The organism is Rhodobacter sp., assembly GCA_020637515.1.
Taxonomy (GTDB): domain Bacteria; phylum Pseudomonadota; class Alphaproteobacteria; order Rhodobacterales; family Rhodobacteraceae; genus Pararhodobacter.
On record JACKKG010000001.1, the window covers coordinates 2,930,409 to 2,955,756 of the forward strand.

20 protein-coding genes are annotated in these 25,348 nt (G+C 68.5%); 5 read left to right on the plus strand and 15 right to left on the minus strand.

What is annotated here, in order from left to right; translation table 11 throughout:
• Positions 1–54 precede the first annotated feature (54 nt).
• The 5 genes from H6900_14320 to dctP all read right to left on the minus strand — a co-directional run bounded on the left by H6900_14320 (position 55) and on the right by dctP (position 4,765).
• A complete protein-coding gene (locus H6900_14320) occupies positions 55–1,206 on the minus strand; it encodes an aromatic ring-hydroxylating dioxygenase subunit alpha (GenBank protein MCC0074455.1) in 1,152 nt (383 codons plus the stop codon).
• A gap of 10 nt (positions 1,207–1,216) precedes the next feature.
• On the minus strand, positions 1,217–1,771 hold the full coding sequence (locus H6900_14325) for a nuclear transport factor 2 family protein (GenBank protein ID MCC0074456.1): 555 nt from the start codon (positions 1,769–1,771) through the stop codon (positions 1,217–1,219).
• A 9-nt stretch (positions 1,772–1,780) separates the two neighbouring features.
• The gene (locus tag H6900_14330; protein ID MCC0074457.1) at positions 1,781–3,076 is read right to left on the minus strand and encodes a TRAP transporter large permease; all 1,296 of its coding nucleotides are present in this window, start codon (positions 3,074–3,076) and stop codon (positions 1,781–1,783) included.
• Positions 3,073–3,630 carry a TRAP transporter small permease gene (locus H6900_14335; GenBank protein MCC0074458.1) on the minus strand — a complete coding sequence of 186 codons (558 nt, stop codon included), beginning with the start codon at positions 3,628–3,630 and terminating at the stop codon, positions 3,073–3,075. The genes H6900_14330 and H6900_14335 overlap by 4 nt, the downstream gene beginning before the upstream one ends.
• A 64-nt stretch (positions 3,631–3,694) precedes the next feature.
• The gene (gene dctP / locus H6900_14340; GenBank protein ID MCC0074459.1) at positions 3,695–4,765 is read right to left on the minus strand and encodes a TRAP transporter substrate-binding protein DctP; all 1,071 of its coding nucleotides are present in this window, start codon (positions 4,763–4,765) and stop codon (positions 3,695–3,697) included.
• A 241-nt stretch (positions 4,766–5,006) separates the two neighbouring features.
• Here dctP and H6900_14345 point away from each other — a divergent pair, with 241 nt between their 5' ends.
• Both H6900_14345 and H6900_14350 read left to right on the plus strand, forming a co-directional pair.
• Positions 5,007–5,786, plus strand: coding sequence for an SDR family oxidoreductase (locus H6900_14345; protein ID MCC0074460.1), 780 nt, complete (start codon positions 5,007–5,009; stop codon positions 5,784–5,786).
• A gap of 15 nt (positions 5,787–5,801) precedes the next feature.
• Complete coding sequence (locus H6900_14350) at positions 5,802–6,125, plus strand: NIPSNAP family protein (protein ID MCC0074461.1); 324 nt, start codon at positions 5,802–5,804, stop codon at positions 6,123–6,125.
• Between the two features lie 31 nt (positions 6,126–6,156).
• Here the strand turns inward: H6900_14350 and H6900_14355 are convergent, their stop codons facing one another.
• Positions 6,157–7,524 carry an amidohydrolase family protein gene (locus H6900_14355; GenBank protein ID MCC0074462.1) on the minus strand — a complete coding sequence of 456 codons (1,368 nt, stop codon included), beginning with the start codon at positions 7,522–7,524 and terminating at the stop codon, positions 6,157–6,159.
• Positions 7,521–8,558 carry an amidohydrolase gene (locus tag H6900_14360; GenBank protein MCC0074463.1) on the minus strand — a complete coding sequence of 346 codons (1,038 nt, stop codon included), beginning with the start codon at positions 8,556–8,558 and terminating at the stop codon, positions 7,521–7,523. Before H6900_14360 ends, H6900_14355 begins: the two co-directional genes overlap by 4 nt.
• A gap of 117 nt (positions 8,559–8,675) precedes the next feature.
• Between H6900_14360 and H6900_14365 the strand changes: the two genes are divergently transcribed.
• Positions 8,676–9,161 (plus strand): MarR family transcriptional regulator, encoded by a 486-nt coding sequence (locus H6900_14365; GenBank protein MCC0074464.1) that lies wholly within the window; start codon positions 8,676–8,678, stop codon positions 9,159–9,161.
• Positions 9,162–9,222: 61 nt separating this feature from the next.
• Here the strand turns inward: H6900_14365 and H6900_14370 are convergent, their stop codons facing one another.
• The 5 genes from H6900_14370 to cysD all read right to left on the minus strand — a co-directional run bounded on the left by H6900_14370 (position 9,223) and on the right by cysD (position 18,953).
• On the minus strand, positions 9,223–10,104 hold the full coding sequence (locus tag H6900_14370; GenBank protein ID MCC0074465.1) for a transglutaminase family protein: 882 nt from the start codon (positions 10,102–10,104) through the stop codon (positions 9,223–9,225).
• An 8-nt stretch (positions 10,105–10,112) separates the two neighbouring features.
• Positions 10,113–12,494: a circularly permuted type 2 ATP-grasp protein gene (locus tag H6900_14375; GenBank protein ID MCC0074466.1), complete on the minus strand. Its 2,382-nt coding sequence runs from the start codon at positions 12,492–12,494 to the stop codon at positions 10,113–10,115.
• A gap of 16 nt (positions 12,495–12,510) precedes the next feature.
• Positions 12,511–15,957 (minus strand): transglutaminase family protein, encoded by a 3,447-nt coding sequence (locus H6900_14380; protein ID MCC0074467.1) that lies wholly within the window; start codon positions 15,955–15,957, stop codon positions 12,511–12,513.
• A 189-nt stretch (positions 15,958–16,146) separates the two neighbouring features.
• Positions 16,147–18,048 carry a sulfate adenylyltransferase subunit CysN gene (gene cysN / locus H6900_14385; GenBank protein MCC0074468.1) on the minus strand — a complete coding sequence of 634 codons (1,902 nt, stop codon included), beginning with the start codon at positions 18,046–18,048 and terminating at the stop codon, positions 16,147–16,149.
• Complete coding sequence (gene cysD / locus H6900_14390; protein ID MCC0074469.1) at positions 18,048–18,953, minus strand: sulfate adenylyltransferase subunit CysD; 906 nt, start codon at positions 18,951–18,953, stop codon at positions 18,048–18,050. The genes cysN and cysD overlap by 1 nt, the downstream gene beginning before the upstream one ends.
• Before the next feature lie 107 nt (positions 18,954–19,060).
• Between cysD and H6900_14395 the strand changes: the two genes are divergently transcribed.
• Positions 19,061–20,065: a hypothetical protein gene (locus H6900_14395; GenBank protein ID MCC0074470.1), complete on the plus strand. Its 1,005-nt coding sequence runs from the start codon at positions 19,061–19,063 to the stop codon at positions 20,063–20,065.
• On the opposite strand, the gene H6900_14400 is transcribed toward H6900_14395, so the two are convergent.
• From H6900_14400 to H6900_14410, 3 genes are all read right to left on the minus strand, one after another.
• Positions 20,062–20,964, minus strand: a complete 903-nt coding sequence (locus H6900_14400) for a GTP-binding protein (protein MCC0074471.1) — start codon at positions 20,962–20,964, stop codon at positions 20,062–20,064. The genes H6900_14395 and H6900_14400 overlap by 4 nt on opposite strands.
• Positions 20,961–22,604, minus strand: a complete 1,644-nt coding sequence (locus tag H6900_14405) for an amidohydrolase (GenBank protein MCC0074472.1) — start codon at positions 22,602–22,604, stop codon at positions 20,961–20,963. The genes H6900_14400 and H6900_14405 overlap by 4 nt, the downstream gene beginning before the upstream one ends.
• A gap of 81 nt (positions 22,605–22,685) precedes the next feature.
• Positions 22,686–22,997, minus strand: a complete 312-nt coding sequence (locus H6900_14410; protein ID MCC0074473.1) for an ETC complex I subunit — start codon at positions 22,995–22,997, stop codon at positions 22,686–22,688.
• A 141-nt stretch (positions 22,998–23,138) separates the two neighbouring features.
• On the opposite strand from H6900_14410, the gene uvrB reads away from it, so the two are divergent.
• Positions 23,139–25,337, plus strand: coding sequence for an excinuclease ABC subunit UvrB (gene uvrB / locus H6900_14415; GenBank protein ID MCC0074474.1), 2,199 nt, complete (start codon positions 23,139–23,141; stop codon positions 25,335–25,337).
• Positions 25,338–25,348: the final 11 nt, after the last annotated feature.

The window sequence follows — 25,348 nt, forward strand, 5'->3', positions numbered from 1 at the left end:
GCAACGACCCTGCCCCGGCCTGATCGCGACCCGACCCGACCCCACCGGCGCGGGTTATTCGGCGACGAAGCGCGCGACCTGCGTGTGGTAGTGCTGCAAGGCCGGTTCGTTGCGGCCAAAGACAAAGGCCTCGTTCGCCTTGGACGCCAGCGTCTTCTGGATCTGGAAGCCCATGTTGTAATCCTCGTCGCGCACGGCCTTGAGGGTCATCTGGCTGAAGGCTTCGGTCGCGGCCTTTTCGGCGTCGGTCCGCGGCACGCGGGCGGTCATGATCGACTGCCGGGTGATCGTCGTGTCGGGGGTCGGCCCGGGGAACACCTGGCTGACCAGGCAATGGTCGCCCACCACGCCCGAGATCGAGGTGTTGGGAAACACCGAATGGATGAGGCGGATGTGTTCGGACGGATCGCCCCAGTCGCCTTCGGGCTTTTTGGCGATCTCGATCAGGGACTTGCGGCCAAAGACCAGGCGTTGGTGCGGGCCATAGGTGTCGTGCAGCATCAGGTTGCCGACGGTGTATTTGCCAACCGTCTCGGCGTGCAGCGTGTTGTGGTGATAGGCCTCCAGGTAGCCGTCCCAGCAGACCTTCCATCCGGGGCCCTCGATCTCGCGCTGGGTGTGCAGATGCCAGTTCGCCAGATCGAGCGTTTCCAGCTCATAGGCGAAATCGCCCAGCCAGGCGTCGATGTCAAAGGTCTTGCCGGGTGTCAGGCAGACCCAGACCAGCCCCGCCTTCTCGACACAGGGCAGCTCGCGCAGGCCCAGCCTGGTCACGTCCACGTCGCCAAAGGTCTTGCCGCCATACATGCTGACCAGCTTGCCCTTGGTGTCGTAGACCCAGGCATGATAGGGGCACGAGAATTGCCGGGCCTGCCCGGTGCCATTGGCGCAGACCGGCGCACCGCGATGGCGGCAGGCATTGAGAAACGCGTGCGCCACCCCCTCGCCGTCGCGGGTGACGATCACCGGCGTGCCGCAGACCTCGGTCGCGCGGTAGCTGTTGGGCGCGGCGATCTCGATCGACAGCACCAGGGCCAGCGGCTTTTCGCGAAAGATCCGGTCAACCTCGCGGCGATAGCGGTCGGGGTCGGTATAGGCCGAGACATCCAGCGCATAGGTGGACGGCGCCTGATCGGTGGAGCGGTTGACGAAATGGGCGACGGCGCGGCGGGCCATGTCCATCGTTTCCTGCATCGGTCGGGTCATGACGATCTCCCTATTGGGTGCGGCGGCCCGCAAAGGCCCGCCAGGTGTCGGTCTTCTCGGGGTAGTCGGCGGCGATGCGCCCCTGGGCCACCACCACGCGGTCGGGCCGCGCCAGGGCTTCGGCGTAATCCGCCGCCGGAACGTAGTAGAAGAAGTTCAGCACCCGCCGCGCGATCCGCCAGCAGTCCCCGTCACGGCGATAGGCGTCGTCGTAGCGCAGCGCCGCCACGCTCTGGACCCCGTTGGGCGTGGTCTCGGCATGGCAAAAGATGGTGCCGGTGGCCTCGGTATCGGACAGAAAGCGGATGACCGGGTCATGGGTCCAGTGGAACCCCGGGCCGCGGATCGCCAGAACGCGCTCGAACAACGCCACGATCGCCGCGCGGCCGCTGGCCTGCATCGAGCCGTTGGGCGTGTCCAGCACCGCGTCCTCGGTGAACAGGCTGCCCAGAAGGTCCAGGTCGCGGACATCGCAGGCGACCGCGTATTGCGCGCTGAGTTCGGTGATGGCGTTGCGCGCCTCAAGCCGCGCCACGCGGGATTCCAGGCTCAAGCTTTGGGTCATCGGCACTCCTTACCGCTGATAGACGAGATCGGGCAGCCAGGTGGCCAGCCCCGGAAACACGATCAAAAGGACGATCAGAACCAGCATCGCCCCCAAAAAGGGCGTCGCGCCGATGCAGACATCGCGAAACGGGGCGCCGGTGCTGCGGATGCCCTGCACGACGAACAGGTTCACGCCGATCGGCGGGGTGATCAGCGCGGCCTCCATCAGCAGCACCACGATCACGCCGAACCAGATCGGGTCGTAGCCCATCGAGGTGACCAGCGGAAAGACGATGCCGATGGTGGTCAGCATCATCGAGAAGGTCTCCATGAACATGCCGATGACCAGATAGAAGACCACCACCACGACCATCAGTTGCCAGGGTTGCAGACCCAGGTCCGCGACCAGTTGCGTCGCCGCCTGGATCGCGCCGAAATAGCCCACCACGATGTTCAGGATCATCGCCGCCAGGATGATGAGCATGATCATCGAGGTCGTGCGCACCGTGCCCTCGAAACTGTCCAGCAGCATCCGGGCGCTGAGGGTGCGGTTGGCGGCGGCCAGGATCAGCGACAGCACCACCCCGATCGAGGCGGCCTCGGTCGGGGTGGCAAGCCCGGCATAGATCGTGCCGATCACGCCCAGGAAAATCACCATCGGCGGGCCCAGATCCTTGAGCGCGCGCAGCCGCTCGCCCCAGCTTGCGCGCACCGGCTGCCCGGCCAGCCCCGGGCGCATCACGCACAGCCCGCCGATCACCGCCGAAAAGAGCGCGGCCAGCAGCAGCCCCGGGATGATCCCCGCCATGTAGAGTTCCGGCACCGAGGATTGCGTCAGCACCCCGTAGACGATCAGCGTGACCGACGGCGGTATCAGGATGCCCAGCGTGCCCCCGGCCGCGATCGAGCCGAGGAACAGCGCCTCGTCATAGCCGTTGCGGGCGATCTCGGGATAGGCGACCGTCCCGATGGTGGCCGAGGTCGCGACGCTGGAGCCCGACGTCGCGGCAAAGATCGCCGAGGCGCCGATGTTGGCGTGCATCAGGCCGCCGGGCAGCCAGGAAATCCATTTCGCGACCGCGCCATACATCCGCGCGGCGATGCCGGACCGCAGGTTGATCTCGCCCAGCAGGACGAACAGCGGGATCGACAGCAGCAGATACTGGCTGGATTTTTCCCACAGGAAGCCGCCAAAGGTGCGTTGCAGCCGGCCACCGTTCCACAGCGCGTCCATGACGATCGCCAGATCGCCCAGGATCGCCGCGACCGGCAGCGACAGCGCGATCAGCAGGCCCAGGCCCAGGATGAAGCCGAGGCTCTTCATGCGTCCCGCTCCGCCGTGCCCGAGACATGCGGAATGCCGGCGATATGGCCCACCCGCCGCACCTGCCCGCCCATGAGCAGCACCAGCACATAGACCGCCAGGAACACCAGGCACAGCAGAAAGAAGGCCAGCCCCGCCAGCCACAGGGATTGCGGGATCCAAAGCGGCGTCTGCAACGCCGTGCGCGCGCGCGATCCGAACAGAAGCGTTTCGTCCAGCGTGGCCCAGGCGCGCCAGGTCAGCACGCCGACAAACCCCCCCAGCGCCAGCAACGATGCCAGGTCCAGCCAGGCCCGCACCGTCGCTCCGAGGCGTTGATACACCACGTCGATCCGCACATGGGCGCGGTGAAACAACACATAGGCAAAGCCCCAGGTCGTCGCCACCGCAAAGACGTATTCCGAGATTTCGTAGATCGCCGGTGTCGAGATGCCGAACAGGTTGCGGCTCAGCACATCCGCCGTGGTCGCCAGCGCGATCAGCAGATACCCGGCGCCGAACAGCCAGACACTGAACCGCGAGACCCGGTAGAGCCCCGAATAGACCGCCTGCATCGTGTTCTCCCCTTCGATACCCCGGCCCCTGCGTTCCAGGGGGCCGGGGCCGCGCGGACCCCCGTCAGGGCGTCGCGGTGTAGCCGACGATCGGGCCGATGGTGGCGTTCCAGGCCTCGGCGCAGCCGGGCGAGCGCGCCTCGCAGCGTTGCGCCCAGGTGCCGATCACACCGCTTTCGATGCTGGCGCGCAACTGTTCCATACCCGACTGGGACATGGTCATCTGGCGCAGATGCCCGGGCTCGCCGCGCGGGCACGGCCCGTCGGCCAGGCAGTTGATGCCGTCGGTGTCGTCGCGCGCGGTCGCGTCCCACATCTGGGTCTCGAGCCCCGCGACCTGGGTTTCGATCAGGCTGCGGTCGGCGTCGGTAAGGGCGTTCCAGGTGTCGTTGTTCACCGCCAGGAACGAGGCCGTATACCCCAGCGCGACCTGAAGGTCGGTGGTCGTGCCTTGCTGCCAGCTTGCGCTATAGGCCGACAGCACGCCCGTCGCGCCGCAATCCAGCGCGCCGCGTTCCAGGCTGGGCAGCACCTCGCCAAAGGCCACGGCGACCGGGACCGCGTTCAGCGAATGCGTGATGAAATCGGTCGCCGAGGCGCCGAAGCTGCGGATCTTCAACCCCTCGAAGAAGGACAGATCCACCTGATCGGGCGTATCCGCCGGGAAGCGGCAGATCAGATGCGTCTGCGGCCAGGCGTAGAGCATCAGGATGTGCGAATTGAAGAGGCGCTGGAACTCGCCCTCGAGCACCGGGCGATAGGCCTCCATCACGCGGTGAAAAGTCGCCAGGTCCGGCGTCACGCCGACCAGGTCCGCACCCTCGATCACCGGGCTGTCGGCGGCAACATACAGGAACACCCCGTGCGCGAAATCGAACGCGCCCGAGCGCAGCTCGCGCATCACGGTGGTGCCGTCCATGCCCAGTTCGGTCAGCGGCCTTGCGGTGGCGGTCAGCCGCCCGCCCGAGGCCTGGGGCAGCGTCTGGTTCCAGAACGGCCCTTCGTGATCCTGCCAGGGCGCAAGACCGCCCCAGGTGCCAACCACCGCAAAGTTATGGCTCTCCTGCGCCGAGGCGCTCAGCGCCAGACCGGCGGCCAATGCCGCGCCCAGCGCACCGATTTTCAGTCCCGTCATGAGTCCCTCCCAGACCTGGCGTTCCTTGTCGCTGCCCGTCTCGACGCGCCGGGCGGGGCCGCGGCGGGCGAATCTTTGGGCGTGTCCATATTGTATTGATTTCGATAAATTCGAAAGCAATAATTTCTCCGCAAGGGACGCGACCGGACGGGGCCGGACGCGACCGGATGGGGCCAAGCCGTCAGGCGGCGCCTTCCGCAAGGCCTGCCAGGACCCGCCGGCGGACAAAAGGGAGAGAGACATGGATCTGGGACTGACGGGCCGCTCGGCCATCGTTTGCGGCTCGACCCGGGGGCTGGGGCGCGCCTGCGCAGAGGAACTGCTGCGCGCCGGCGTCACGGTCGTGGTCAACGGCCGCAGCGCCGACAGCGTCGAAACCGCCGCACGCGAGATGCGCGCCGCCACGGGCGGCGAGGCGATCCCGCTGGCCGCCGACCTGAACACCGAGGGCGGCCGCGCCGCCCTGCTGGCCGCATGCCCCGCGCCCGACATCCTGGTCAACAACAACGGTGGCCCGCCGTTTCGCGATTTCCGCGCGCTGGACCGCGCGGCGCTGGAACAGGGGCTGGCGATGAACATGCTGGCCCCGATCCAGTTGATCCAGGCGGTTCTGGACGGCATGGCCGAGCGCGGATTCGGCCGTATCGTCAACATCACCTCGGTCACGGTGAAGATGCCGGTGGCCGGGCTCGACCTGTCCAGCGGCGCGCGCGCCGGGCTTACGGCCTTTCTGGCCGGGATCGCGCGCACGGTCGCGCACCGCGGCGTCACCATCAACCAGATCCTGCCGGGCTATTTCGCCACCGAGCGACTGCGCGAGGGGTTTCGGGCCTCGGCCAGGTCCACGGATCAGCCGATCGAGACCGTCGAGCAGGCCTGGACCGATCAGGTGCCCGCCGCGCGGTTGGGCGACCCGGCCGAATTCGGCAAGACCTGCGCCTTCCTGTGCAGCGCCCATTCGGGCTATATCACCGGACAGAACCTGCTGATCGACGGCGGGCTGTTCCGGGGCACGTTCTGAGAAAGGACCCCCGCCATGATCGTCGAACAACGGATCTATCGGTTCAAGCCGGGCGCGGTGCCCGATTTCATGGCCCGCTACGAGGCGCGCGGCCTGGCGCTGCAAAAGCGCGTGCTGGGCAATCTCATCGGCTATTTCGTCACCGAACTGGGGCCGCTCAACGAGACCGTGCACCTGTGGGGCTACGACAGCCTCGACGACCGCGCGCGGCGCCGCGCGGCGCTGATGGCGGACCCCGACTGGCGCGCCTTCCTGGCCGAGATCCTGCCGCTTCTGGAAACCCAGGAAAGCCGCATTCTGCTGCCGACCGCCTTTTCCCCCATCGGCGGCGCGGGTTGAACCGCACCGCCGCCGGGCGCCGGGCGCGCGCTCAGTGCAATTCCTCGACATGCAGCCCCGCGGGCGCGGCGGGCGGGCCAAAGGCCAGGTCGCGCGTCAGCCGCACGCCGCCGATCTGCGCAAGCCGCCAACCGGGGATCGGCTTGCGCGGGGGCGGTTCCGACAGGTCCTTGTCCACGCCGTCGATCATCACCCGGGTGATGTTCGCCGGATCGCCCAGCAGGGTCAGGTCGTCCTCGACCCGGCCGTTCACGACGATCAGGTCGGCCTTGTATCCGGGCAGGACCGCGCCGATTTCCCCCATCATCCGCATCCCGAAGGCGCTTTTGCGGGTGCCGCATTCGATGGCCTCCAGCGGCGAGAGACCGAAGTATTTCACGAAGACTTCCATCTCGCGGTAATGCCAATCGCCGTAGGGCACCAGCGCGAAACCGGCCTCGGAGCCCGTCAGCAGGGGCACGCCCGCCTTGTGCGCGGCGGCAAGGGTCGGCGCGCTTTCGGTGATCTCGCGTTCGAACAGCGCGATCAGGTCGGGCGAGGTGCCGATCCGGGCGCCGAAATCGACCATGTTCGCCTGAAAGGTCAGCGCCGGCACGATCGGCACCTTGCGCTCGACCACGGCCTCGAGCGCGGCCTCGTCCATTCCGGTGGCGTGCAGGATGAAATCGAACCCCGCGACGGCGGCGCGGCGCGTCGCCTCGGCGCCCCGGCAATGCCCCATCACCGGGGTCATCAGCTCATGGGCCGTGTCGCAGATCAGCTTCAGTTCCTCGAGCGTCCAGACGCACATCTCGCCGCGATGCGCCTGACGTGGCACGATGCCGGTGACGTGGACCTTGATCCAGTCGGCGCCATGCTTGATCTGGCGGCGGACCTCGCGGACGATCTCGTCCCTGGAGTTGACGACCATGTAATAGCCCGTCACCCCCTCGTCGCGGATCAGCCGCCCGGCGGTGCCGCCGACGCCCGTGATCAGCGCATAGGCGCCGCAGGACATGCGCGGCCCCTCGAACAGGCCCGCGTCGATGGCGTCGCGCACGTCGCCCATGTTTTCAAAGGTCGAATCCGGGTCCACCATCGCCGTCACACCCGCGCGCAGCAGCTTGCGCGCGTTGTAGGCCGCGATCAGCGCCGACAGGCCGTTGCGCCGCTGGTGGAAGATCTCGGCGTTCGATCCCGCGTCGTCAAACGCCAGATGGCAATGCGTGTCGATGAGCCCCGGCATGACCGTCTGCCCGGCCGCGTCGATGCGCCTGAGGTTCGGCCGGTTGCTGGCCCGGGCGTCGGCCTCGGCGCCCGTGGCGGCGATGCGTCCCCCTTCGACCAGGACCGAGCCCGCGTAGGCCGGCGCCCCGGTGCCGTCGATGACCCGCCCGCCGGTGATGATGAAATCCGTCATGCTTCCTCCTGCGTCAGGCGCAACAGGCGCCGTGCGTTATCGGCCAGCTTCGCCGCCGGCCGGTGCGCGCCCAGATCCTCGGGCGCGTCCCAGCCGGCGAAATTGGTGCCGAACACCAGCCGGTCGTCGCCAACCATGTCGGTCAACAGCGCCAGCGAGGCGTCCTTGTTCAGATGGTTGTCGAACCACAGCCGCGCGACGCGTTCCTCGAACGCGCCGTCATGGCGCAGATGCGCCGGCGACCAGGGCCGCTTGCGCATCGCCTGCGCCATGCGACCCGCCAGGAACGCCGTGGCGCCGCCGCCATGGCTGAGGCAGAGATCCAGCGCCGGGTGCCGGTCCAGCACCCCGCCGTAGATCAGCCGCGCCACCGCCAGCGTTTCCTGCGCGGCGAAGCCGATCACCACATCGAGATCGTATCCCTTGAGGTTCGCATCCCCCGCCGGGCCGTCGATTCCCGCCGGGCCCGGATGCAGGAACAGCGGCACGTTCAGCCGCACGCAGGCCTCGTACAGCCGGTCCATGGACGGATCGTCCAGCCGGTGCGGCATGTCGGTGCCGATGTAGCCGCCCAGCAGGCCCAGCGTGCGCACCGCGCGCTCCAGTTCCTCGACCGCGGCGCCAATGTCCTGCATCGGCAGCGCCGCAAAGCCCGCCAGGCGCGCGCCATGCGGGGCGATCCGTGCCGCCAGCGCGTCGTTGTGCGTGCGGCAAAAGGCGATCGCCCTGGGCGCGTCGATGAAATGCAGATACGTCAGCGGGTTCGGCGACAGCACCTGATAGTCGATCCCGGCCGCGTCCAGGCGGGCCAGGCGCACCGCGACATCCATGAACGGGCTGCCCTGGTAGCGCACGCCATCCAGCCGATACCCGCCGACGCGGAACCAGGGCGCATCCCCGTCCTGCCCGCCCATCTCGGGACCCAGCGCACCCGCCGCGCCAAAGCTTTCGGCCAGAACCACATGCGCGTGAACGTCGATCACGCGCGCTTCGGTTGCTCCTGCCACTGGCTCCCCCCATGAGACAGAATTCATTTCGATTTGAATATAATCGAATTCGATGCATACTGTCAAACTTGGAAACGGGCGGTTTTGGTGGCAATGGCGGCGCGAGCCGAATATGACGCGGGCGTGGACCAAGGAGCTGACGACATGGTGAAGGCCGACCTCCCCTTGCTGGAGAACCGCGTGACGTTCCTGACGCACCGGATCAACGCCCGCCTTCAACAGGTCAGTCACCCGGTGATTTCGCCCGTGGGGCTGGATCTCTACAGTTCGCGCATCCTGTTCGCTCTGGACCAGAACGGCCCGATGAAGGTGGGCCAGCTTGTCGAGCTGATGGCCCTGCCCCAGTCCACGCTGTCGCACCAGTTGAAACGGATGGAGAAGAACGGTCTGGTGACGCGCACCCGGTCGGATCATGACAACCGCACGGTCGAGGTCGCCGCCACCGACCAGGGCATCCGCGCCACCCGCGTCTGCACCGCGCTGAGCGACGCCATCGCGGAACGCCTGAACGCGGCCCTCGAACCGACCGAGATGAAGGCGCTGATCGACGGGCTCAATCGAATCTTCGACGCCCTCGCCGACATGCCGACCCTTGCCGAACGCTGCGCGGAACTGGTCGCGGAACGCTGACGCCGCGGCCGAGGTTCGGGCCTGGCCTGGGGGCAATCCGCGGGGATGCGGGTCTTGACGCTCACGCGCCCCGCGGGGTCATGTCCACGCTGTGGCGGCTGGCCTGCCCGCCGGCCGATCGCAAGGCCCCCAGAACCGGCGCCACGTCCAGATAATCGCGGCCCTGCGCCACCACCACATGGTCCTGCCCCGCCCACCGGTCGTTGGTCGGATCAAAGGCCACCCAGCCATTGGCCGGCCCGGCCCAGGCGCGCACCCAGGCGTGCATCGCATCCGCCCCCTCCAACCGGGGTTGGCCCGGCGGCGGCTCGGTGCGCAGAAACCCCGAGACATAGCCCGCCGGCACCCCCAGTTCCCTGAGCGCGGCGATCATCACATGGGCAAAGTCCTGGCACACCCCCCGGCGCTGTGCAAAGGCCTGCGCGGGGCCCGTCTCGACCGAGGTGGCGGCGGCATCAAAGCGCATTTCGGCATGGATCGCCCGGCCCAGCGTGCGCACGGTGTCGATCACCGTTGCGCGCGGGCGGGCCAGGTCGTGCGCGAAGCGGGCGATCTCGGGCACCGCCGGCACCCGGGCCGAAGGGCGGCGGAAATGGTGCGGCGCGTCCGGCCCCAGGTCGCGGTCCAGGGCCAGCACGCCGGCCAGATCCGCCAGCGCCGGCGACAGGTCCGCCAGGGGCGCCGGACTGAGCCGATCCACCACCAGCGAGACCGACAACCGCAAGCCCGCGATCGGCGCGTGCCAGACCGCCGCGGTGGTGGCATTGCCAAAGAAATCCGTCCAGTCGCGGCATTCGTCCGGGGCCGGGTCGATCCGCAGGCTGCGCGACAGCACCCGCTGTTCCCCCGGCAGGTCCGGCGGCGACAGGCGCATCAGCGTGCGCGACCGGTCCGAGCGCGCGGCATAGGCGTAGTCGATGCCGAGGGCGATGTCGTAGATCATGCCGCCCCCTACCGCAGATAGGCGTCGGTCAACAGGTCCGAGATCCGCGCCAGGTCACGGCGCAGGCGGCGCAGGCGGGCCTCGGTCACCTGTTCGGGCGCCAGGACGCTGACCAGCGCCTCGAGCGGAACCAGCGCCCGCGACAAGGGCGCGAGGCGGCCGTTCTCGAGCGCGCCCGGCATGGTCGCGGCCTGTTCGCGCAGGACCCGCAACTGGAACAGGATCGCGCGCGGATTGTCCCCGTCCAGCGCCAGCAGATCGACCACCGTGTCGCGCGATGTCTCGACCGCGTAGCGGCGGCGGTGGGTGATGGTGCTGTCCGCGACCTCGACCGCCAGGTCCAGCGACCCTTCGGGGGCGCCCGCGCCCGCCAGCCCGATCAGCAGCGTCGCCAGCGCATCGGCGCGTTCCAGCGCCCGGCCGAAGCTGAGGAACCGCCAGCCCTGGAACCGATACATGTTGTCTTGCACCAGACCGGAAAAGCCGGTGATCTTGCGCAGCAACACCGACATGCCGCGCGCCGCGTCGTCGCCCGGCCGGATCGCGCGCAGCGTGTTCTCGGCGGTGCGGTGCAGATCGACCAGCGCCGCCCAGCCATCGACCGAGAAGCGGTCGCGCACCTTGCCCGCGCAGGTCCGCGCCGCGCCGATCCGGGCCAGCAGCGCATCGGGCATGGGCTGGCCGGGGTCGATGCCGTAGCCCGGCAGAAAGGCCTCCATGCGCCTGAGCAGCGGATCGGCGGGGTTGTCGGTCGTGGCCAGCCGCGTGTGATAGGCGCGGATCAGGCGGATCGCATCCTCGGTCCGTTCGACGTAGCGGCCCAGCCAGAACAGGTTGTCGGCCGCGCGCGCGGGCACGACGGCCGGACTGGCACGGCGAAAGACGGCGCCGGGCTGCGGGCGCAGGGACAGGTTCGGCACCGGCTTGTCCGAGACGATCCACACATCCGCCACCGACCCGCCCTTTTGCATCGCCAGCGCGGTCGCATCGCCCGCCCTGCCGATGCGCGCATACCCGCCGGGCATGAAGCGCCAGCCCCGCGCGGTGCGCGCCGCGAAAACCCGCACGGTCATCGGGCGCGGCTCGACCCGGCCCTGCGCCAGCGGCTGGCCCTCGGCGGTGACCCAGGCCGGGGTCGTGGACAGCGCGACGGTTTCCTGCCCGACGTAGCCGGGCGCCGTGGCCTCGGACCAGTCGTCGGGCAGGCCCGGCGAGGCCCCGTCGGCGTCGAAGGGCAGGTCCGACGCCAGCGCGGGACCGACCAGCATCCGCGCCGCGTGGCGTTGCACATAGGCGCGCTCCTCGGGCCCGCCGCACCACCAGGTGGCGATGTTCGGCAAGGCCAGCGGCTGGCCGGTCAGAACCTGCGCGATCCGTGGCAGGAAGGCCATCATCGCGCGCATTTCCAGGACGCCCGCGCCCAGTGCGTTGACCATCGCCAGGCGTCCTTGACGCACTGCCTCGACCAGGCCGGGGGTGCCGATCCGGCTGTCGGCATCCAGCTCCAGCGGGTCGGCGAACTGTGCGTCGATGCGCCGCCACAACACGCCCAGCGGGTGCGGCCCCTCGATGGTGCGGATCTTGGCGGCGCCGTTCTCGACCAGCAGATCCTCGCCTTCGAGCAGCGGCAGGCCCAGGTAGCGGGCGATATAGGTGTGTTCGTAATAGGTGTCGTTCGAGGGGCCCGGCGTCAGGATCGCCGCGCCGCCATCTTGCGACAGGTCCGCCAGCGCGGTGCGGAAATCCTGAAAGAACCCGGCCAGCCGGTGGATATGCGCGCGCGGAAAGCGTTCGGGAAAGATGCGCCCGGTCGCCATGCGGTTTTCCAGCGCGAACCCGGCCCCCGAGGGCGCCTGCATGCGGTCGCCCAGCACCAGCCACGAGCCATCGGGCGAGCGCCCGATCTCGAACGCCAGGTAGTGCAGGAAATAGCCTCCCCGCGGCACCACGCCGACCAGCGGGCGCAACCAGTGCGGCGAGGCAGCGACCAGCGCGGCCGGCAAGTGCCCCTCGGCCACCAGCCGGCCGGGGCCGTAGAGATCCGCCACCACCCGTTCCAGCAGATCCGCGCGTTGCGCGAGCCCGTCGCAGATGGTCTGCCATTCGTCCTCGTGCAGGATCACCGGGACCGGCGCCAGCGGCCAGTCCCGTTCGGCCAGGGGATCGGCCGAATACTGACGGTAAAAGACCCCGGCATCGCGCAGATAGTGATTGCCGCGTTCGAACCGCGCGCCGATCTCGTCGGCGGACAGCCGGGCAAAGCGGTCCACGAAGCGCCGCCAGACCGGGCGCATCCGCCCCTCGGCGTCGAACAATTCGTCGGCCACGCCGGGAATGCGGCGGTAGCCGGCGAACAGGGGCGTGTCCGGGCTGGGCAGAGGGCTGGGCATCAGGGCCTCTCGGGCGTCAGGACAGGCCCGGCGGCCGCCTGAGGTCCAGCGTCAGCGGAAACTCGGGGTGCGGCGTTTCGGGCGCGGGGCGATACTGCCCCGGTGTATGGCCGGAAGGTTCGAACCGCGCAAGCCTGCGGGCCTCGGCCTCGTAGGCATTGACGGGAAAGGTGTCATACGCCCGCCCGCCGGGATGGGCGACGTGATAGGTGCACCCCGCCAGCGCCCGCCCCGTCCAGTCGTCATAGAGGTCGATCACAAGGGGCGTGTTCACCGGCAACACCGGGTGCAGCGATTCGGGCGGTTGCCAGGCCTTGTAGCGCACCCCGCCGACGCTGACGCCCGCCGTCGCGGTGCGCGTCAGCGGCACCGGCCGGCGGTTCACCATCAGGCGGAACCGGTCCTGATGCAGCGTCGTCAGCTTCAGTTGCAGGCGCTCGACCGAACTGTCGGTGTAGCGCACCGTGCCGCCGATGGCGCCGGTCTCGCCCAGAACGTGCCAGGGCTCCAGCGCCTGACGGACCTCCAGATGCGCGCCCTCGGCCTCGATCTGGCCGCAGAAGGGAAAGCGGAACTCGGCCTGGGCCTCGAACCAGACCGGATCCAGATCGAAGCCGTGCCCGCGCAGGTCGCCCAGCAGGGCGAGCAGGTCCTCCCACAGGAAATGGGGCAGCATGAACCGGTCGTGCAGCACCGTGCCCCAGCGCACCGGGCGGCCCTCGACCGGCGCCTTCCAGCACCGCGCGATGATCGCCCGCAGCAGCAATTGCTGCGCCAGGCTCATGCGCGGATGGGGCGGCATCTCGAATCCGCGAAACTCGACCAGACCCAGGCGGCCGGTCGGGCCATCGGGCGAATAAAGCTTGTCGATGCAGATCTCGGCGCGATGGGTGTTGCCCGTGACATCGGTCAGCATGTTCCTGAGCAGTCGGTCCACCAGCCAGGCCGGCGGCAACGCCCCGCCATGCACCGGGTCGCCGATCTGCGCCAGCGCGATTTCCAGTTCGTAAAGCGTGTCGTGGCGGGCCTCGTCGATGCGGGGCGCCTGACTGGTCGGGCCGATGAACAGCCCCGAGAACAGATAGCTGAGCGCGGGATGCCGCTGCCAGATCAGGATCAGCGATTTCAGCAGGTCGGGCCGGCGCAGGAAGGGGCTGTCCAGCGTCGTCGCCCCGCCGACCACCACATGGTTGCCGCCGCCGGTGCCGGTGTGGCGCCCGTCGATCATGAACTTGTCCGCGCCCAGGCGGGACTGTCGCGCCGCGTCATAGATCGCCTCGGTGGTGGCGACGCATTCGTCCCAGCTGTGGGCGGGGTGAATGTTCACCTCGATCACGCCGGGATCGGGGGCGACGCGGATCACGTTCAGGCGCGGGTCGTTCGGCGGCGCGTAGCCTTCGATATGGATGGGCAGCGACAGTTCCGCCGCCGTCGCCTCGGCCGTGGCGATCAGGTCGAGGTAATCGTCCAGCGTGTCGCACGGCGGCATGAACAGACACAGGCGCCCGTCGCGCGGCTCCAGCGCCATCGCGGTGCGCACATGGCCGCCGTCCGGGTCCACGCCGTCGCCCAGGTGCAGGTCCTGCGGCTGATAGGCCTGGCGCGGAGTGGTTTCGGTGGCGCCGGGACGGGCCGCCTGCGTGTGGCCCGGGCTGAGGGGCGGACGCCGCACGGCCGCGTCGGCCTCGTCCCGGGCGATGCGGGCCAGTTCGTCCTCCACGGCCTTGCGGCGTTCGGCCCGGCGCGCCTCGAAATCGGGCAGCGGACCCACAGGCGCGGTCGGATCGGCGGGAAAGGCATAGGGGTATTGCGCGGGCGGCACATAGGGCAAGGCGCCCAGCGGCAGGCGAAAGCCCACCGGGCTGTCACCGGGGATCAGGAAGATCTTGCCGCGCCGGGGTTTCCACAATTCGGACCGCCAGCGCGCCGGCCGATCGGCGGCCTGCCACCACCGCTGGATGGGCAGCACATAGCCCGACGGTTCGGTCAGGCCCCGGTTGAACACGCGGGCATAGCGCGCGCGGTCCTCGGGGTTCTTCAGGCGCGCATTCTCGGGGGTGACGTTGGGCGGCAGGTTCGCTTCCTTGAGGATCCATTCGGCCGGGTCCTCGAAGGCCGGTTGCGCAAAGCCGGGATCGAGGCCCAGGTTCTTTGCAAAAGCCGACAGGAAGGCCCCCGCCTGTTCCGCGCCGACCGCGGGCGCGCCGGTCTCGCGCGCGACCAGATCGGGGTTCTGCCAGACCGGCACCCCGTCGCGCCGCCAATAGAGCGAGAAGGTCCAGCGCGGCAGGCTTTCGCCGGGATACCATTTGCCCTGCCCGTAATGCAGGAACCCGCCCGGCGCGAAGCGGCTGCGCAGGCGGCGGATCAGATCGTCCGCCAGCCCGCGCTTGGCCGGGCCGACGGCCTCGGTGTTCCATTCCGCGCTTTCAAAGTCGTCCACCGACACGAAGGTCGGCTCGCCGCCCATCGTCAGGCGCACGTCGCCCGCCTCCAGCTCGGTATCGATCCGTCGGCCCAGTGCGTTGAGCCGGTCCCAGGCCTCGTCCGAGAAGGGTCTGGTGATGCGCGGATGTTCCGCGACCCGCTGGACCGTCATGTCGAATTCGAAGTCGGTCCTGGGCGTTCCGACGGCGGAAAACCCGCCCGAAATCGGCGCGGCGTTGCGGAAATGCGGGGTCGCGGCCAGCGGGATATGGCTTTCGCCGGTCAGCAACCCCGAGGTCGGGTCCAACCCGATCCACCCCGCGCCCGGCAAGAAGACCTCGCACCAGGCGTGCAGGTCGGTGAAGTCGCGCTCGGTCCCCGAGGGGCCGTCGAGCGATTTCACGTCCGGCGTCAACTGGATCAGATAGCCCGAGACAAAGCGCGCCGCGAACCCCAGATGGCGCAGCACCTGCACCAGCAACCAACTGGAATCGCGGCAACTGCCCGACTGGCTGCGCAGCGTCTCCTCGGGCGTCTGAACGCCGGGCTCCATGCGGATCGTATAGTTGACGGTGTTGGCGATGCGGGCGTTCAGCGCAACCAGCAGATCCACCGTGCGCGTGCGGCTGAAATCCAGCGACCCGATCAGTTGCGCCAGCTTCGGCCCCTCGGGCTCGGGCGTGCGGTAGATCGACAGGTCCTCGCGCAGGTCCTCGGGGTAGTCGAAGGGCCAGAACTCGGCGCTGTCCTCGACGAAAAAGTCGAACGGGTTGTAGACCGTCATGTCGGCGGTCAGATCGACCTCGATCCGGAATTCGGTCACGGGGTCGGGGAACACGAAGCGCGCCAGCCAGTTGCCATAGGGGTCCTGCTGGTGGTTCACGAAATGCCCGCCGGGGCTGACCTTGAGCGAATGCGCGATCACCCGGGTGCGGCTGTGCGGGGCCGGGCGCAGCCGGATGATCTGCGGGCCCAGCGTCACCGGCCGGTCATAGGTGTAATGCGTCAGGTGATGGATCGAGGCGAAGATGGCCATGCGCGGTCCCCGTGGGTGTGTCGCCACCATGTTAGGGGCCTGCGCGCCAACCGCCAGCCCCAAGCGCCGTTTCGGGGGGCCGGACCGCCCGATCGGCGGGCAACGGCCCGAAAAAGTGGCACAGGCTGTGCGCAAGGCGCCGCCGCCGGGGGTCCGGCGGCGGCGCGGGTCAGGTTGCGGGGCCCGCCCTCAGGGGATCAGGCGGGCGATGATCTGGTCCGCGGCCTCGTCGGGGGTCATCGCCGTTGTGTCGATGCGGATCTCGGCGTTGTCGGGCGCTTCATAGGGGCTGTCGATCCCGGTGAAGTTCTTCAACTGCCCCGCGCGCGCCTTGGCATAGAGCCCCTTGACGTCGCGCTGTTCGGCCACCGCAAGCGGCGTATCCACAAAAACCTCGAGGAATTCGCCGGGCTGCATCATCCCGCGCACCATGTCGCGTTCGGACCGGAACGGCGAGATGAAGGCCGTGACCACGATCAGCCCCGCGTCGGTCATCAGCTTGGCCACCTCGCCCACCCGGCGCACGTTCTCGACGCGGTCGGCTTCGGTAAAGCCGAGGTCCTTGTTCAGACCGTGCCGCACGTTGTCGCCGTCCAGCAGGAAGGTGTGCCGGTTCATCCGCGCCAGCTTGCGCTCCAGGGCATTGGCGATGGTCGATTTGCCCGACCCCGACAGGCCGGTCAGCCAGACCACGGCGGGTTTCTGGTGCTTCATCGCCGCGTGGTGGTCGCGGCCGATGTCGGTGGCCTGCCAATGGATGTTCTGCGCCCGCCTGAGCGAGAAGTGGATGATCCCCGCCGCAACCGTCCGGTTGGTCAGCTTGTCGATCAGGATGAACCCGCCCAGATCGCGGCTTTCGGCATAGGGCGCAAAGGGGATCTCGCGGTCGGTGGTCAAGGTCGCCACGCCGATCGCGTTCAGGTCCAGCGTCTTGGCCGCCAGGTGCTCCTGGGTGTTGACGTTCACCTCGTATTTCGGATGCCCGACCTTGGCCGAAACCGTCTGCGCGCCGATCTTCATCCAGTAGGCGCGGCCCGGCACCATCTCGTGCTCGTCCATCCAGATGATCGCGGCCTCGAACTGGTCGGACACTTCGAGCGGAGCCTTGGACGCCGTGAGGACCTGCCCGCGCGAGCAGTCGATCTCGTCCGTCAGGGTCAGCGTGACGGATTCGCCCGCCACCGCGATCTCCTTGTCGCCGTCGAAGCTGACGATCCGCGCCACGCTGGATGTCTTGCCCGAGGGCAGAACGCGCACCGCGTCGCCCGGCCGCACCACGCCCGAGGCAATGGTGCCGGCAAAGCCCCGGAAATCGAGGTTCGGACGGTTCACCCATTGCACCGGCAGGCGAAAAGGCTTGTCCTGGTCGGCGGTCGCATCGACCTCGACCGCCTCAAGGCAGGGCAGCAGCGCCGGGCCGCCATACCAGGGCGTGTTCAGGCTGAGGCCGGTGATATTGTCGCCCTTGAAGCCCGAAATCGGGATCGCGGTAAAATCGGCGATGCCGATCTGATCGGCGAATGCGCGGTAGTCGCTGACGATCCGCTCGAATGTCGCCTGGTCATAGTTGACCAGATCCATCTTGTTCACGGCCAGCACCACATGGCGAATACCCAAGAGGTTCACCAGATAGGAATGCCGCCGGGTCTGCGTCAGCACGCCCTTGCGCGCGTCGATCAGGATCACCGCCAGATCGGCGGTCGAGGCGCCGGTCACCATGTTGCGGGTGTATTGTTCGTGCCCGGGCGTGTCCGCGACGATGAATTTGCGCTTTTCGGTCGCAAAGAACCGATAGGCCACGTCGATCGTGATGCCCTGCTCCCGCTCGGCCGCCAGACCGTCCACCAGAAGGGCAAAGTCGATCTCCTGCCCCTGGGTGCCGACGCGCCGGCTGTCCGCTTCCAGCGCGGCCAGCTGGTCCTCGAAGATCATCTTGCTGTCGTAGAGCAGCCGGCCGATCAGCGTGGACTTGCCGTCATCCACCGACCCGCAGGTGATGAAGCGCAGCATGGTCTTGTGCTGGTGGGTTTCCAGATACTGCTCGATGTTCTCGGCGATCAGGGCGTCGGTCTTGTAAACGGGATCGGTCATCAGAAATAGCCCTCCTGCTTCTTCTTCTCCATCGAGGCGGCCTGATCGTGGTCGATGGCGCGGCCCTGACGTTCGCTGGTGGTGGTCAGCAACATTTCCTGGATCACCTCGGGCAGCGTCCGGGCGGTGCTTTCCACGGCGCCGGTCAGCGGGTAGCAACCCAGCGTGCGGAACCGGATCGAGCGCATCTGAGGCGTCTCACCGGGTTTCAGCGGAAACCGGTCGTCATCGACCATCAGGATCAGACCGTCGCGTTTCACCGTGGGACGCGGGGCCGAGAAATAGAGCGGCACGATCTCGATGCCCTCGAGATGGATGTATTGCCAGATGTCCAGCTCGGTCCAGTTCGAGATGGGGAACACCCGCATCGACTCGCCCTTGGTCTTGCGCGCATTGTAGAGGTGCCACAACTCGGGGCGCTGGTTCTTGGGGTCCCAGCGGTGATTGGCCGAGCGGAAGGAAAACACGCGCTCTTTCGCGCGGCTCTTTTCCTCGTCGCGGCGCGCGCCGCCAAAGGCCGCGTCGAAGCCGTAGAGGTCCAGCGCCTGTTTCAGCCCCTCGGTCTTCCACATGTCGGTGTGCAAGCTGCCGTGGTCGAACGGATTGATGCCGCGCTCCATGGCCTCGGGGTTGTGATAGACCAGCAGCTCCATCCCGGCCTCGCGCGCGGCCTTGTCGCGCAGTTCGTACATCGCGCGGAATTTCCACGTCGTGTCCACATGCAGCAGCGGGAACGGCGGCGGCGCGGGGTAGAACGCCTTTTTCGCCAGGTGCAGCATCACCGCACTGTCCTTGCCCACCGAATACAGCATCACCGGCTTTTCGGCCTCGGCGACGACTTCGCGCAGGATATGGATGCTCTCGGCCTCGAGCCGCTGCAAATGGGTGAGGGTCCTGACCGACATGCCCGTGTCCTTTGAATTGCTTCTTGACGGGCAGATAGCGCGGCGCTTATGCGAAGGAACCTCCCATTTGGGGGGTTATTACTTCACAACCGCCTGAGATCCCGCCCGTGACCAGCCCCAGCGAAGAAACGCGGGTGATCCGCCAGATCTACGCGGCCGCTGCCCGGCCCGCCGCCGACTGGCAGACCGCGTTGACCACGCTGGGCGCCGTGCTGCGCGCCGAGGGCACCTGCCTGCTGATCGAAAGCGCCGGCGCCGCGCATCGCTTCGCCACCGGAACGCCACCCGCCCTGCCCGCGCCCGAGGTCCTGCGCGCATTGCGCGACGACCGTCTCTATGCGCACGGCGACCTGGGCCAACCCGGCCCGCCGCTGCGCCTGATCGCCGTGTCGGCCCATGCCGACGCGCGGGCCTGGCTGGGGGTGGGCCACGCGCAGACCGACTTTCGCGCCGCCGATGGCGCCCTGCTGGGACGCCTGGCGCCGCATCTGGCGCAGGCGGTGGACCTGTGGCTGGACCGTCAGGCCGACGAGGCCCAGGCCCGCCAGACCACCGACCTGAGCCGCGCGCTGGGGGCCGGCTGGCTGTGGCTCGATCCCGCCCTCAGGGTGATCGAGGCCGACGCGACCGCGCGCGCCCTGCTGTCCGACACGCCGGCCCTGCGACTGGCGGCGGGTGGGCGGCTGGACGCGGGCGACGGGCTGGTCGCACGCGACCTGCGCCGGGCGATGGATCAGGCGCTGGCCGGGCGCGCCCAGCGGCTGACGCTGGCGCAGCCCCCGGCGCCGCTACATCTGGCCCTGTTGCCGGGGCTGTCCGCCCCCGCGCCGGGCCTGCGCCCGGTGGTGCGCGGGGTGCTGCGGCGCGCACCCCGGGCCGGCGCGCTGGACCCCGACGCGCTGGCGGGCGCTCTGGGGCTCAAGCGCAGCGAGGCCCGCCTGGCGGCGCTGATCTGCGACGGCGCGACCCTGGCCGAGGCCGCGCAGACCCTGGGCTGGACGCTGGAAACCGCGCGCAGTTGCTCGAAACGGATCTTCGCGCTGACCGGCACGCACGGACAGCCCGATCTGGTGCGCCTTGTGCAGACCGGCACCGTCTGGTTCACCCCCTAGCGTCCCGAAACACCGAACAGCGCGGCCAGCCCGCCGGCATCCAACCCGCCGGCCCGACCGATCACCACCACGCCGGGACGCGCGCCCTTGGGCGGCGGGGACAGCCGCACCCGCGCGCCGACGCCCTGCACCAGCCGCAGCGCGCCCGTGTCATCGACAAAGACCCCCTTGGCCCTGAGCACGCCCAGCGCCGGATCGGCCAGGCCCCGCGCCAGCGCACGCGCGTCGAGCGGGCGCGCCGGGCGAAACAGCAGGCTGTCGTGGCCGGGCGTCTCGGGCGCGGCCGCGTCCTCGCCCAGACGCGGGCGCGGCCCGAGGATCAGCGCGGGCGGAACCCGGCCCTCGACGGCCTCGACCACCGCCGCCGCCGGGTGCAGGGCCGCGACCAGCGCGCGCGCGCGGTCCAGACCGGCCGCCCCCGCCAGATCGGGCTTTGTCAGCACGATCAGGTCGGCCTGCTCGATCTGGCGACGAATCGTATCGCCCAGATAGGGGTCCTCGGCGCGCGCGGGCGCGGTTTCGGCATCGACCAGCACCACCACCGCCGCCAGCGCGACATCGCGCATCAACGACAGCGCGCCCGCCAGCGCCCCGGGCAGCGCCACACCCGAGGTTTCGATCAGCAACTGGTCGGGCCGGGGATCACGGGCGCAGAGGGCGCGCAGGGTCTCGCCCAGATCGTCACCGACCGTGCAGCAAACGCAACCACCCGCCAGGGTCATGAGGTCCTCGTCGCGGGCCTCGATCAGGTCGGCGTCGATGGGCAGGTCCCCGAAATCGTTGACCAGAACCGCCAGACGCTGGCCTTCGGCGTGGCGCAGCAGATGGTTGACCAGCGTCGTCTTGCCCGCGCCCAGATACCCCCCCAGCAGCGTGACGGGCAGCGGGCTTTCGCTCATACCGTGCCCGCCTGGAACGCCACGCCGCCCAGCACCGTGCCCCAGACCCGCACGTCCTTCAGCGCCTCGGGGGCGACGGCGGTCGGGTCCTCTTCGAGCACCGCGAAATCGGCCCGTTTGCCGGTCTCGATCGAGCCCAGCTCACCGTCCAGATGCAGCGTGTGCGCCGCGCCCAGAGTGATCGCGCGCAAGGCCTCGTGCACGGTGATGCACTCCTCGGGCCCCAGCACGCGCCCCTCGGACGAGATCCGGTTGACCGCGCACCAGGCGGTGAACAGCGGTCCCAGCGGCGTCACCGGCGCGTCGCAGTGAATCGCCAGCGGGGCGCCCGCGTCCAGCGCGGTGCGGCAGGCGTTCATGCGGCGCGCCCGCTCGGGTCCGACGGTCTGCGCATAGTGCTGCTCGCCCCAATAATAGATGTGGTTCGCGAACAGGTTCACGCACATCCCCAGACGGGCCGCCTGCCTGAGCTGGGCGGCATCCGCCAACTGGCAGTGCTGCAAGGTGAACCTGTGGTCCGGGCTCGGATGCTTTTGCAATGCGGCCTCAAGCGTTTCGAGCACAAGCTGCGTCGCCTGGTCGCCATTGGTGTGCAGATGCACCGGCACGCGTGCCGCCAAGGCGCGTTCCAGGATCTCGGTCAGATGTTCCGGCGCGATATACCACAGCCCGTTCGGCGCCCCGTTGAAATACCCCGGCCAGCGCAGGCGCGCGGTGAACCCCTGGATCGAGCCGTCCACATGGATCTTGATCCCGCCCAGCCTGAGCTTGTCGTGCGACAGCCCGGCGAGGCGCTGGACCTCGGCGATCAAGGCCTCGGGCTTCATGCCCAGGAAGGTGCGGAAGGGCACCAGCCGCACCGGCCAGTCCGGCTGTTGCGTGACGGCAACCATCGAGACCACGCCGGGTTCGGGCAATTGCGCCGCCAGGTCGGTGATCGTCGTCGTGCCGGTGCGCACGCACAGACGGGAAAAGGCGCGCAGGTCGGATTCGGCGTTGGTGGCGATGGCCTCGGCCATGCCGACGTGGCGGGCGATGGCAAGCCGCGCCTCGGGCCCCAGCAGGATGCCGGTGGGCAGCCCGTCCTCGCCCAGCGGATAGCTTTGATGATTGATCCCCTCGCGCAGCAACCCCGCCATCTCGAGCGCGACCGAGTTGGCCACCAGGATGTGACCCGAGGCGTGCAATACCGCCACCGGCCGCGTGGTCGAAACGCGGTCCAGTTCGTGGCGCGAGAACACGGCCCCCGGCATGTAGAGCGGGTCGAACTGCCACCCCGCAAGCGGCGCGGCGGGGTCGGACAGCGCCGCTTCGGCCGCGCGCAGACGGTCCAGCACCGCATCGACGGATTTCAGCCCCGACCAGACCTTGCCATCGGGATCCATCCGGTCGAACCAGCCGCAATAGACGCGGTTCCAGGCCGACCCTTCCATCGTGTGGGCGTGCCCCTCGACGAAACCGGGCATCAGCACCTTGTCCGCGAAGCGTTCGTCCAGCGCATAGGCACCCCACCCGGCCAGATCCTCGAGCGAGCCCGCCCCCAGGATGCGCCCCTCGCGCACGGCGACATGCGTCGCCTCAGGGCGATTCGGGATCATCGTCAGGATCTTGCGGGCCTTGAAGATGGTGATGTCGGACATGGCGGGCGCACCTTTGCGGCATGGAGGGGTGCCCCAGCCTACGCCCTCACCCGCGACAAGGATGCGACCAGAAACCCGCGATCAATGAGTCCAGACCTGGCGCCGGTTGGTGGCGAAATTCTCGCCGTATCCCTGCGGCCGGATGTTCGCCGCGCGCTCTTTCGGTTGCTGCACGACGTAATCGATCCGGTTCGCCTTGGCGTAGGCCTCGGCCTCGGCCTGGGTGGCAAAGCGCAGGCGCACCTGGGATTGCGTGTCGCCCGATCCCGTCCAGCCCATCAGCGGGTCGGTGGCGCGCGCCTCGGCCGGGGCGTAATCCAGCACCCATTGCCGGGTGCGGGCCATGCCCGATTGCATCGCGTTGCGGGCGGGGCGATAGATGCGGGCACGCATGGCCGGTCTCCCTTGTTCTGCGGCTGCTTTATCGGGGATTCGCGCCCCCGAGGCAAGAGGGATAGCCCACACCGACGCGCCCCTTGAACCGGAACAAAATAAGCACAATTCTAGGCAACGCGCCGCAAGCCGAGGTCCCCGATGCACAACAACCGCCCCGATGTCCTGAACGACATGCCCCTCGCCGCCGCCCCGCGCCGCGAGAAGCTGGAGGGCGGCAAGCGGTTCGTCATGCAGACGCCGTTCCAGCCGGCGGGCGACCAGCCCACAGCCATCGCCGAACTGACCGCCGGCGTGCGCGAGGGCGAGCGCAACCAGGTGCTGCTGGGCGCGACCGGCACGGGCAAGACCTTTACCATGGCGAAGATCATCGAAGAGACCCAGCGCCCGGCGATCATCCTGGCGCCCAACAAGACGCTGGCCGCGCAATTGTATGGCGAGTTCAAGGGCTTCTTCCCCGAAAACGCGGTCGAATATTTCGTCAGCTACTACGATTACTACCAGCCCGAGGCCTATGTGCCGCGCACCGACACCTATATCGAGAAGGAATCCCAGATCAACGAGGCCATCGACCGGATGCGCCATTCGGCCACGCGGGCGCTGCTGGAACGCGACGACGTGATCATCGTGGCCTCGGTCAGTTGCATCTATGGCATCGGCTCGGTCGAGACCTACTCGGCCATGACGCAGGACCTGGTCGTGGGGCAGATCTACGATCCGCGCCAGGTGATCGCGGAACTGGTGTCGCAGCAATACCGGCGCAACGATGCCGCGTTTTCGCGCGGGGCCTTCCGGGTGCGCGGCGACGTGATCGAGGTCTGGCCCGCCCACCTTGAAGACCGCGCCTGGCGATTGTCGTTTTTTGGCGAGGAACTTGAGGCGATCATCGAATTCGACCCGCTTACAGGTTCGAAAAGTGATACGTATGACAAAATCCGGATCTACGCGAACAGCCACTACGTGACCCCCCGTCCGACGCTGCAACAGGCGATCAAGGGCATCCGCGAAGAGCTGTTTCACCGTCTCAAGCAGTTCAACACCGAGGGCAAGCTGCTCGAGGCGCAGCGGCTGGAACAGCGCACGAATTTCGACCTCGAGATGCTCGAGGCGACGGGTGTGTGCAACGGGATCGAAAACTACTCGCGCTATCTGACCGGCCGCGCCCCGGGCGAGCCGCCGCCCACGCTTTTCGAATTCATCCCGGACCATGCCCTTGTTTTCGCGGATGAATCCCATGTCTCGGTGCCGCAGATCGGGGGCATGTATCGCGGCGACTTCCGGCGCAAGTCGGTGCTGGCGGATCACGGGTTCCGGCTGCCGTCCTGCACCGACAACCGCCCCCTCAAATTCGAGGAGTGGGACGCCATGCGTCCGCAATCGGTCTTTGTCAGCGCCACGCCCGCAAGCTGGGAAATGGAGCAGACGGGCGGCGTCTTCACCGAACAGGTGATCCGGCCCACGGGTCTGCTGGACCCCATGGTCGAGATCCGCCCCGTGTCGATGCAGGTCGATGACCTCCTGGACGAGGTGCGGCGCGTCGCGGCCAAGGGGCTGCGCGTTCTGGTCACCACCCTGACCAAGCGCATGGCCGAGGATCTGACCGAATACCTGCATGAACAGGGTGTGCGGGTGCGCTACATGCATTCCGACATCGACACGATCGAACGCATTGAAATCCTGCGGGATTTGCGGCTCGGGGCGTTCGATGTCCTGGTCGGGATCAACCTGCTGCGCGAGGGGCTGGATATTCCCGAATGCGGCCTCGTTGCGATTCTGGACGCCGACAAGGAAGGCTTCCTGCGGTCCGAAACCTCGCTCATCCAGACCATCGGGCGGGCGGCGCGCAACGCCGATGGACGGGTCATCATGTATGCCGACCGCATGACCGGCTCGATGCAGCGCGCCATAGACGAGACCAACCGCCGCCGCGTCAAGCAGATGGCCTATAACCAGGAACACGGCATAACCCCCCAGACCGTCAGGAAAAACGTCGAGGACGTGCTGGCCGGCCTGTGGCAGGGCGACACCGATCAGTCGCGCGTCACCGCCAAGGTGGACAAGGTTCTGGTCGGGGCCAACCTGGCGGCGCATCTCGATGCGCTACGCACCGACATGCGCAAGGCCGCCGAGAACCTGGAATTCGAAGAGGCGGCCCGCCTGCGCGACGAGATCAAGCGCCTGGAAGCGGTGGAACTGGCCGTCGCCGACGATCCCCTGGCCCGGCAATCGGAGGTGGACGAGGCGGTCCATGAGGCGGTGAGCAAGCGGGGGCGGTCCACGGCGGGCAAGGCCGGCTCGAACGCCAAATCGGCGGCCAAGGGCAAGGGCCGGCGCCGCTAGGCCCGGGTCGG